This window comes from Barnesiella sp. CU968 (assembly GCF_905219685.1).
Taxonomy (GTDB): Bacteria; Bacteroidota; Bacteroidia; order Bacteroidales; family Muribaculaceae; genus Lepagella; species Lepagella muris_A.
In genome coordinates, this window is record NZ_CAJMXD010000080.1 from 1 (window position 1) to 9,500 (window position 9,500).

The 9,500-nt window shown below is 52.7% G+C and carries 5 protein-coding genes and 2 pseudogenes; all 7 read left to right on the forward strand.

Annotation, left to right across the window (positions count from 1 at the left end; genetic code table 11):
- Positions 1 to 1,081: FAD-dependent oxidoreductase (locus JX312_RS04845; RefSeq protein ID WP_204457234.1), on the forward strand; the 1,081-nt coding region annotated here is incomplete at its 5' end.
- Entirely contained in the window at positions 1,078 to 3,138 is a 2,061-nt protein-coding gene (locus JX312_RS04850; protein WP_239653807.1) for an alpha-galactosidase, read from the forward strand. The genes JX312_RS04845 and JX312_RS04850, both read left to right, overlap by 4 nt.
- A gap of 21 nt (positions 3,139 to 3,159) precedes the next feature.
- Positions 3,160 to 4,455 carry an acetylxylan esterase gene (locus tag JX312_RS04855; RefSeq protein WP_204457235.1) on the forward strand — a complete coding sequence of 432 codons (1,296 nt, stop codon included), beginning with the start codon at positions 3,160 to 3,162 and terminating at the stop codon, positions 4,453 to 4,455.
- 27 nt (positions 4,456 to 4,482) lie between these two features.
- Positions 4,483 to 6,282 (forward strand): glycoside hydrolase family 2 protein, encoded by a 1,800-nt coding sequence (locus JX312_RS04860; RefSeq protein ID WP_204457238.1) that lies wholly within the window; start codon positions 4,483 to 4,485, stop codon positions 6,280 to 6,282.
- A 43-nt stretch (positions 6,283 to 6,325) separates the two neighbouring features.
- Positions 6,326 to 7,057, forward strand: a pseudogene (locus JX312_RS14070) (DUF4886 domain-containing protein); the annotation flags it as partial.
- 12 nt (positions 7,058 to 7,069) lie between these two features.
- Entirely contained in the window at positions 7,070 to 9,244 is a 2,175-nt protein-coding gene (locus tag JX312_RS04865) for a glycoside hydrolase family 3 N-terminal domain-containing protein (protein ID WP_239653808.1), read from the forward strand.
- A pseudogene (locus JX312_RS04870) lies at positions 9,244 to 9,500 on the forward strand (beta-glucosidase); the annotation flags it as partial. The gene JX312_RS04865 and the pseudogene JX312_RS04870, both read left to right, overlap by 1 nt.

The window sequence follows — 9,500 nt, forward strand, 5'->3', positions numbered from 1 at the left end:
ATTCATAGCCTCGGAGAAAGGGGTGACGCTTTATCCCTCTTACCGCGCAGTGGCGGTGACAACCGACGGCAACCGGATTTCATCCGTGACACTCACCCATATAGAGAACTGCGGGGAGGTGATTCTTGACGCCCCCTTATTCTGCGACTGCACAGGAGACGGGACAATCGGTTATCTCGCAGGCGCGGATTTCGCAATGGGTAGAGAGGCACGTTCGGAATACAATGAGTCGCTCGCCCCGGAAAAGGCAGATTCCATGACCATGGGCGCATCGATACAATGGTATTCGAACAAGGATAAGAAATTTTCCGGGTTCCCGGAATTCGACTATGGTCCGCAATACAACGACACGACATGCGAACGTGTCACTATGGGTGAATGGAAATGGGAAACCGGCATGAACCGCAACCAGATCACTGAAGCCGAACGCATCAGGGATTACGGACTGCTGGTGATATTCTCGAACTGGAGCTATCTCAAGAACCATGCATCCGACAATAAAAAGTTCCGCAACCGCTCGCTGGGCTGGGTAGGCTACGTGTCGGGCAAGAGAGAATCAAGAAGACTTCTGGGCGACTATATCCTGAAACAGGATGACATCGACAAAAACGTTTTCCACGAAGACGCCTCTTTCACCACGACATGGAGCCTTGACCTTCATTTCCCGGATCCGAAAAACAGCAAACGCTTTCCGGGCAACGAATTCAAAGCCGCGACCAACCATATCTTCATCCACCCCTATGCAGTGCCTTACCGTTGCCTTTATTCACGCAATATAGACAATCTTTTCATGGCTGGACGCAACATCAGCGTAAGCCACGTGGCACTCGGCACGGTGCGTGTGATGCGTACGACCGGCATGATGGGTGAAGTTGCCGGAATGGCGGCGTCGCTCTGTAAGAAACATGGCGTACCCCCCCGCGGTGTCTATCAGAAACATCTCCCGGAACTCATAGCCATGATGAAAGAGGGCGCCGGCAAAGACTCCTCCACATTGCCCGACAACCAGAACTTCAATCTGGCGAACAGACTCCTTGACAATCCTCCTGCACTAAAAGACAAAGAAACAGAAAAAAAATGACAGGCAAATCCCTCATATCCGCCATGATGCTTTTCTCCTGCCTCTCGGCTTCCGCCATAGTCCGGGCAGGAGAATGCTATGCTTTTCTTGAAGGAGACACCCTGCGCATCGGCAACTCGAGAATCGAGCGCAAGGCTCTCTGGAACAACGGACACATAATCACGCTCAGTGTAACCGACAAATCCTCTGGCAAGACAATAGTCTCAGCGGGTAAAAATCCCGATTTCAATGTCAACAGGGAAAAACCTTCCGGGGGCAAGCTAACCGTCAGACAGTTACCCGGCGACGGCATCCGTCCTTCCCGTATGGTGGCAACGGCGTCTTACCGTCTCGGCAATCTTGAAGTAGAACGCGACTACCGTCTCTACGACGGAGTGCCCGCGATTGCGACCGACACACGTATGCGGGGCACACTTGACGGGGTTTCAGAAAAAGAGACCGATGCCGCCGACAGAAAAAACATAGAGCATGCCGCCGACATGAAGGTAAAACCGGTGACCTTGCTTCTCGACAGGCTCGACCTCAGGGGAAACCACTGGCACGGACATGCCGTGGAGTTCAGGGACATCACTGACTGGAACAACAATCTTGTGGAGCGGCGCGATTTCATCTCCTACCGCAAGACCAACCACAGGGGAAATATCCTTATCGTGACAGACGGCGCGGACAAAGGGGGATTCATATTTCTCAAGGAAGCCCCCTGCTCAGGAGTGCAATTGGCTTACAAAGGTGCTGACTTCATCAGCGATTTCGGCTCGTTTATGGTCACGGGGCTCGGCATCGACAGCCGCGACATCTCCGCAGACAAATGGACTTCGGCTTACAGTTCGGTTCTATGCACATTCGGTGACGGGGAACTCTCGGCGCTCAAGGCGTTGCGCGACTACCAGAAGCAATGCCGCATACTCGATGCGAACCGCGACGAGATGGTGATGATGAACACATGGGGCGACCGCTCGCAGGATGCGAAAGTAAACGAAGCCTTCTGTCTTGCCGAACTCGACAAGGCGGCGCGTCTCGGAATATCACTTTTCCAGATCGATGACGGATGGCAGTCGGGCAAAAGCCCCAATTCAGCTGTGGCAAGCGGATCTTTCAAGGATATATACGCAAACGCCGCCTACTGGTCTCCCGATCCTCAGAAATATCCGCGAGGACTGAAACCGATAGTCGACCGCGGCAGAGAACTCGGGATTGAGATCGGCTTATGGTTCAATCCGAGTGTGCAGAACGATTTCGCGGACTGGGAGAAAGATGCCGCTACGATAACGGGACTCTGGAAAGAATACGGCATACGGATGTTCAAGATCGACGGACTTACCGTCACCTCCAAACGTGGTGAGGAGAATCTCAGGAAGCTTTTTGACAAGGTGCTCGAAGAGACCGGCAACGAAGTTATGTTCAATCTCGATGCTACGGCAAGCCGCCGCGGAGGATACCATTTCTTCAACGAATACGGAAACGTTTTCCTTGAGAACCGATATACAGACTGGGGCAACTATTACCCCTATCAGACGCTCCGCAACCTTTGGCAGCTCTCACGCTATGTTCCTGCGGAACGCCTGCAGATAGAGTTTCTCAACAAATGGCGAAACTCCGACAAATATTCCGATGACCGATTCGCTCCGGGAAACTACAGCTTTGAATATGTGTTCGCCACTTCCATGGCGGGGCAGCCACTCGCCTGGATGGAAGCCGGGAACCTCCCCGATGAGGCTTTCGATATTTTCCCGACAGTGGTGGGATACAGGAAGATACAGCATGATTTCCACAAGGGCACAATCCTCCCCATAGGTGAGGAGCCGTCGGGAAGTTCATGGACAGGTTTCCAGTCGATCATCTCGCCGTCAGAAGGGTATCTGCTGATATACAGGGAAGACACCCCCGAGGAGACACATCCCGTAAGCACATGGCTTGAAAACGGCGTGAGAATCGAGCTTACTCCGGTTCTCGGAAATGCAAAGAAATTCAAGGTGACTACGGGACCCGGCGGAACGATACCGGTAACGATCGGGAAACGCAACGATTTCGCATTATACAGATACAGACTCAAATAATCTTCAATAAATACAGACATCATGAACAGACTCGTTCTCACAATATCAATGATCGTGATTTGCGCGATCAGCTCCCTGGCTCAGCCGGCGGAAAGGCTTTATCACCTGTCGGTATATCCGGTTTCAGGAAAATGGAACTATCCCGCCGGTGAAAAGGTAAAATTCAATGTTGTCCTCACCCGCTGCAACGTGCCGGAAGGGGATATGGAACTGGCATACGACATTTCCGAAGATATGATGAAACCGCACGTGACCGGAAAAGTAAAACTTAAGAACGGCATGGGAACAATAGATGCGGGGACAATGAAGACTCCGGGATTCCTTCGCTGCCGGGTATACATGAAGAAAGGGAAACAGGATTACCAGGGTATGGGGACCGTGGGGTTCTCTCCCGAGAAACTTCAGCCTGTGACTCAGCAGCCCGCCGATTTCAAGGAATTCTGGAACAAGGCAATTGCCGATGCCCGCAAATGGGATCTTGAACCGATGATGACACTTATGCCCGAGCGGTGCACGCCTAAGGTAAACGTATATCATGTGTCCTGGGCAAACAACGACTGGGGTTCAAGAATGTACGGCATTCTGACTGTTCCCGTGGCACCGGGCAAATATCCGGCGATACTCAAGCTTCCCGGCGCGGGAGTGCGCGGCTATAACGGCGATTTCACACACTGCGAGAAAGGATTCATCATACTTGAGGTGGGGATTCACGGCATTCCTGTAAATTTACCGGCTCAAGTATATCATAATTTGTATAACGGTCCGTTAAAAAGATATCACTCCTTCAATATGGAGGATAAAGACCGATTCTATTATAAACGGGTAATCATAGGGTGCGTACGCGCCATTGACTTTATCGAGCAGCTGCCTGACTACAACGGATGTCTCGCCACTTTCGGAGGCAGCCAGGGCGGAGGGCTTTCGATAATTATGGCAGGAATAGATCCGCGTGTCAAGGGTCTCGTATCCTATTACCCGGCAATGAGCGATATGACAGGCTACACCGCCAATCGTGCCGGCGGATGGCCACACACACTTAAAGACAAGAGATTCCACACGAAGGAAGTGCTGTCGACAATCCCTTATTTCGATGTGTCAAGCTTTGCAAGGGAGGTGAAGGTTCCGGGATTCTACACATTCGGATATAACGACATGGTGTGTCCCCCCACTTCAACCTATTCCGTATTCAATGTGATTGACGCACCGAAAGACATGGAGATTGCGGAAACCACCGAACATTACGCATATGCCGAGAACAGTGCCGCCGCATGGAACTGGGTGATGGATTTCCTCCGCGGATGTTCCGCAGGTAAATGAGACCTCTGACCATACCGATTACAGACAATACCAAACATGAAACGACTTATTTTTTACATATTGCTGACAGTCCTGTTCCCGGAAGCGGTGTCATTCGCCGCCATGACCAACGTCTACGGCAGGGACTATCGCCTGCTCAACGGCAGATGGGACGCCATAGTGGATCTCTACGATCAGGGCGACCGCATGAAGGTGTATGAGAACCGCAAGCCGGAGGGCAACACAGATTTTTACGAATACTCTTTTGACGGAGGTCTCAGGCTTGAAGTGCCCGGCGACTGGAACTCGCAGTCTCCTGAACTCAAATATTATGAAGGGACAGTATGGTATGCCCGCCACTTCGATGCTGACCCCAAACCAGACTGTCGTGAATTTCTCTGTTTCGGGGCTGTGAGCTACCGTTGCCGCGTTTATCTCAACGGACGGGAAATATGCTCGCACGAAGGGGGCTTCACCCCTTTCGAGGCGGATGTCACCGATGCCTTGCGAAAGGGAGACAACTTCCTTGTTGTGGAAGTGAACAACCGACGCACGAAAGATGCCATTCCGGCATTGGCGTTCGACTGGTGGAACTACGGAGGCATAACACGCGATGTGATGCTTGTGACTGTTCCCGACAATTATGTGGAGGACTATTTCATACGCCTTGACAAGAAAAATCATGACACTGTCAATGTGGATGTGCGCATGTCGCAACCGGAGGCTGGAGTAAAGGTTTCCGTTGAGATTCCGGCTCTCGGCAAAACCGTCTCCGGCACCACTGATGCCCGTGGCAACTTCTCGACAAGTCTGCGATCCAAGAAACTCAGGCTGTGGGCTCCCGACGCGCCAGTGCGCTATGAGGTGAATATAGCCGGAGGAGATGACAGCGTGAGCGAAAGAATCGGTTTCCGCGACATCCGCACCGACGGCACCCGGATTCTCATCAACGGCAAACCGCAGTTCATGCGATGCATATCCTTTCATGAAGAGATTCCGCAACGCATGGGCAGGGCATGCTCCAAAGCCGATGCCGTGACGCTTCTCAGCGAGGCAAGAGACCTTGGAGTGAACATGATACGTCTTGCACATTATCCACAGAACGAATATATCGTAAGACTCGCAGAGGAAATGGGGATAGCGCTATGGCAGGAAATTCCGATATGGCAGGGTATCGACTTCACCGACAATGATACCCGCGACAAGGCTCAGAAGATGCTCACCGAAATGATCAACCGTGACAAAAACCGGTGTGCGGTGGGATTCTGGGGTGTGGCAAACGAGACGAAGCCCTCGCCGGAACGCGATGCGTTTCTGGAATCACTGCTCGCCACGGGACGCGACATAGACACCACGAGACTCTACGTCGCGGCTTTCGACCTTGTGGAGTTTGACAAAGAGAGAAAAATCTTCACAATGGATGATCCGTTCACACGCAATCTCGATGTCGTGGCGGTCAACAAATACATGGGATGGTATCATCCATGGCCCTTGTCGCCCGCCGAATCAAAATGGGAAGTGAATACCGACAAGCCTCTTATCATTTCGGAATTCGGAGGCGAGGCTCTTTACGGGCAATCGGGCAGCCGAGACGTCGTAAGCTCCTGGAGCGAGGATTATCAGGCTCGCCTTTATGAAGACAACCTCCGGATGTTCGAGAATATCCCGAATCTCGCGGGTGTGTCACCCTGGATTCTGTTTGATTTCCGGTCACCCTTCCGTTTCCACCCCACCAACCAGGAGGGCTGGAACCGCAAAGGACTCGTTTCCGACCGCGGACAGCGCAAAAAGGCGTGGAAAATAATGCATGATTATTACCAGAAGAAGAAACTCGAATATGAAAAGTAGAATCGCCCTTTCTCTCTTATTACTCCTGTGTGTGCCGTGCATCATGAATGCACGGACACTCAGAATCCTTGCCATAGGCAACAGTTTCTCACGCGATGCCATAGAGCAGAATCTGCATGAGCTTGCCCTCGCAGGCGGCGACACCGCCATCATCGGCAACCTCTTCATCGGCGGCTGTTCGCTTGAACGCCACGCCGGCAATATACGCGATGACAGACATGACTACGTGTACCGTAAAATCGGAGCCGACGGCAAACGTACCGAGAGAACAAAGGTTTCGATTGCAGACGCTCTTGCAGACGACAAGTGGGATTACGTGAGCCTCCAGCAGGCAAGTTCATTCTCCGGCTTATTCGAGAAATACGAACCGTATATGCCGGGCATAATGAAATATGTGAAAGAGAGAACCCCGAAAAAATGCAAAATCATTCTGCATCAGACCTGGGCGTATCAGAACGGCGCGGTAAACACCGGATTCCGGTATTATGACCGCGACCAGATGAAGATGTACCGGGCGATTGTGGAGGCAAACAACCATGCGGCACGAACCTGGAAAATCAAGACTGTGGTACCGTCAGGCACCGCGATACAGAACGCCAGGACATCATTTATCGGTGACAACATGAACCGCGACGGCTACCACCTTGACTATGGCCACGGACGTTTCACCGCAGCCTGCGCATGGTATGAGAAGCTCTTCGGCAAGGATGTGACTCTCAACACTTACGCTCCAGCCGGTATGAACAGCGAGATTGCCGCCGTGGCAAGACGTGCGGCACACGAGGCTGTGGCAAGACCGGACGGAATCACCGACCTGAGCCATATCCGGGCAAAGGCACCGCTCTATAAAGACAAATCGGTGCCTGCGGAAATAAGGGTTGACAATCTGCTGGGACTCATGACTCTGGATGAGAAAATCATGCAACTTAACCAATACACCCTGGGGCGCAACAACAACGCCAACAATGTTGGCGAGGAGGTTGTGAATATCCCTGCTGAAATAGGCTCGCTGATCTATTTTGACACAGACCCAGCTCTGCGCAACGCCATGCAACATCGCGCAATGGAGGAGTCAAGACTCGGCATTCCCGTTATTTTCGGATATGACGCCATTCACGGTTTCCGCACGGTATACCCTATCTCTCTCGCCCAGGCATGCTCATGGAATCCGGTATTGGTAAAGAAAGCCTGCTCCGTGTCGGCTCGCGAGTCGAGAATGTCGGGAGTAGACTGGACATTCTCGCCGATGATCGATGTGGCGCGTGACCCGAGATGGGGACGCGTGGCAGAGGGATATGGCGAAGACCCCTATCTCAATGCCGTATATTGCGCCGCTTCCGTAAAAGGGTATCAGGGAAAAAGCCTTTCCGATTCCACGACAGTGGCGGCATGTCTCAAACATTATGTAGGCTACGGAGCCTCGGAAGCGGGACGCGACTACGTGTATACGGAAGTTTCCCCCCAGACACTCTGGGACACATATCTCCCACCCTATGAGGCGGGAGTCAAAGCCGGAGCTGCCACGCTCATGAGCTCGTTCAACGACATAAGCGGTGTGCCGGGTTCAGCAAACCCCTACACCATGACGGAGATTCTCAAGAACAGATGGAGGCACGACGGCTTCATTGTCAGCGACTGGGGTGCGATAGAGCAGCTGAAAAACCAGGGACTCGCCGCCGACAAAAAGGAGGCGGCGGCACGCGCGCTCAATGCCGGACTCGAAATGGACATGATGAGCCACGCCTATGACAGGCACCTCGCGGAGCTGGTGGCGGAAGGGAAAGTGTCGGAAGCTACGATTGACGATGCCGTAAGACGGGTATTGCGCGTTAAGATGAGACTCGGACTTTTCGACAATCCTTATACTCCGGATGTGCCCGACAGATTCCTGCGCCCCGCCGACCTGAAGATCGCGTCCGAGCTTGCAGCTGAATCCATGGTGCTACTCAAAAACGACTCCACTCTTACATTGCCTTTGAGAAATGTAAGAAGAATCGCGGTGATAGGTCCGCTTGCCGACAACGGGAAAGACCTCCTCGGCAACTGGCTGGGACACGGACAGGCTGAGGATGTCGTGACTCTCCGGGAAGGAATCGCCGGTGAGTTCGGAAAAGATTCCGAAATAAGATATGCCCGGGGATGCGCGCTTGACGGTCATGACCGCTCGGGATTCAAAGCCGCTCTCGACACGGCACGCTGGGCGGACGTCGTAGTGCTTTGCCTCGGTGAAAGCCTGAGATGGAGCGGGGAAAACGCTTCAAGATCATCTATCGCGTTACCTGCGATCCAGGAGCAGCTTGCCGAGGAAATCTCGCGTCTTGGAAAACCGGTGGTGCTTGTTCTTGCAAACGGGCGTCCGCTGGAACTGAACCGGCTCGAACCCCTCGCCAATGCCATTCTTGAGATATGGCAGCCGGGAATACGCGGTGGAGAGGCAATGGCGGGAATACTGTCGGGAAGAATCAATCCGTCGGGAAAACTCGCGATTACATTCCCCTGGTCCACTGGTCAGATTCCTGTTTATTACAACCGCCGCAAGAGCGGTCGCGGACACCAGGGATTCTATCAGGACATCACAAGCGAGCCGATGTATCCTTTCGGTCACGGTCTGAGCTATACGACTTTCGAATACGGCGAACCGACCGCATCTAAAACAGAGTTCAGACGCAATGAGAAAATCAAGGTATCGGTACCTGTGACCAACACCGGCGACATGACGGGAGCGGAAGCTGTATTGTGGTTCATATCCGACCCGTATTGCTCCATAACCCGTCCGGTGCGCGAGCTTAAACATTTCGAGAAAAAAACACTCGAACCGGGTGAGACCGCCGTAATGGAATTCAATATCGATCCCTGGCGCGACCTCAGCTATGTCGACGCCGATGGGAAACGATTCCTCGAGACCGGGGAATATAACGTGATTGTAAACGGAAAAAAAATAAGCCTTAAGCTGACTGAATAATGAAACTGAAGATTTTTTTGAGTGCGGTGGTGGCAATTGCCTCCACTTGCGCGAACGCTGTGGAAATAACAGACGCACACCGCCAAAGGGCAAGAAAGCTTGTAGAGCAAATGACACTTGATGAGAAAATCAGGTGTCTCGGCGGCAAGACTTCATTCTCTCTCTGGGGCAACGAACGCCTCGGAATACCCGAAATATGGCTTGCCGACGGTCCACAGGGACTGCGTAACCATGCTCCTCACAGCACCCTCTATCC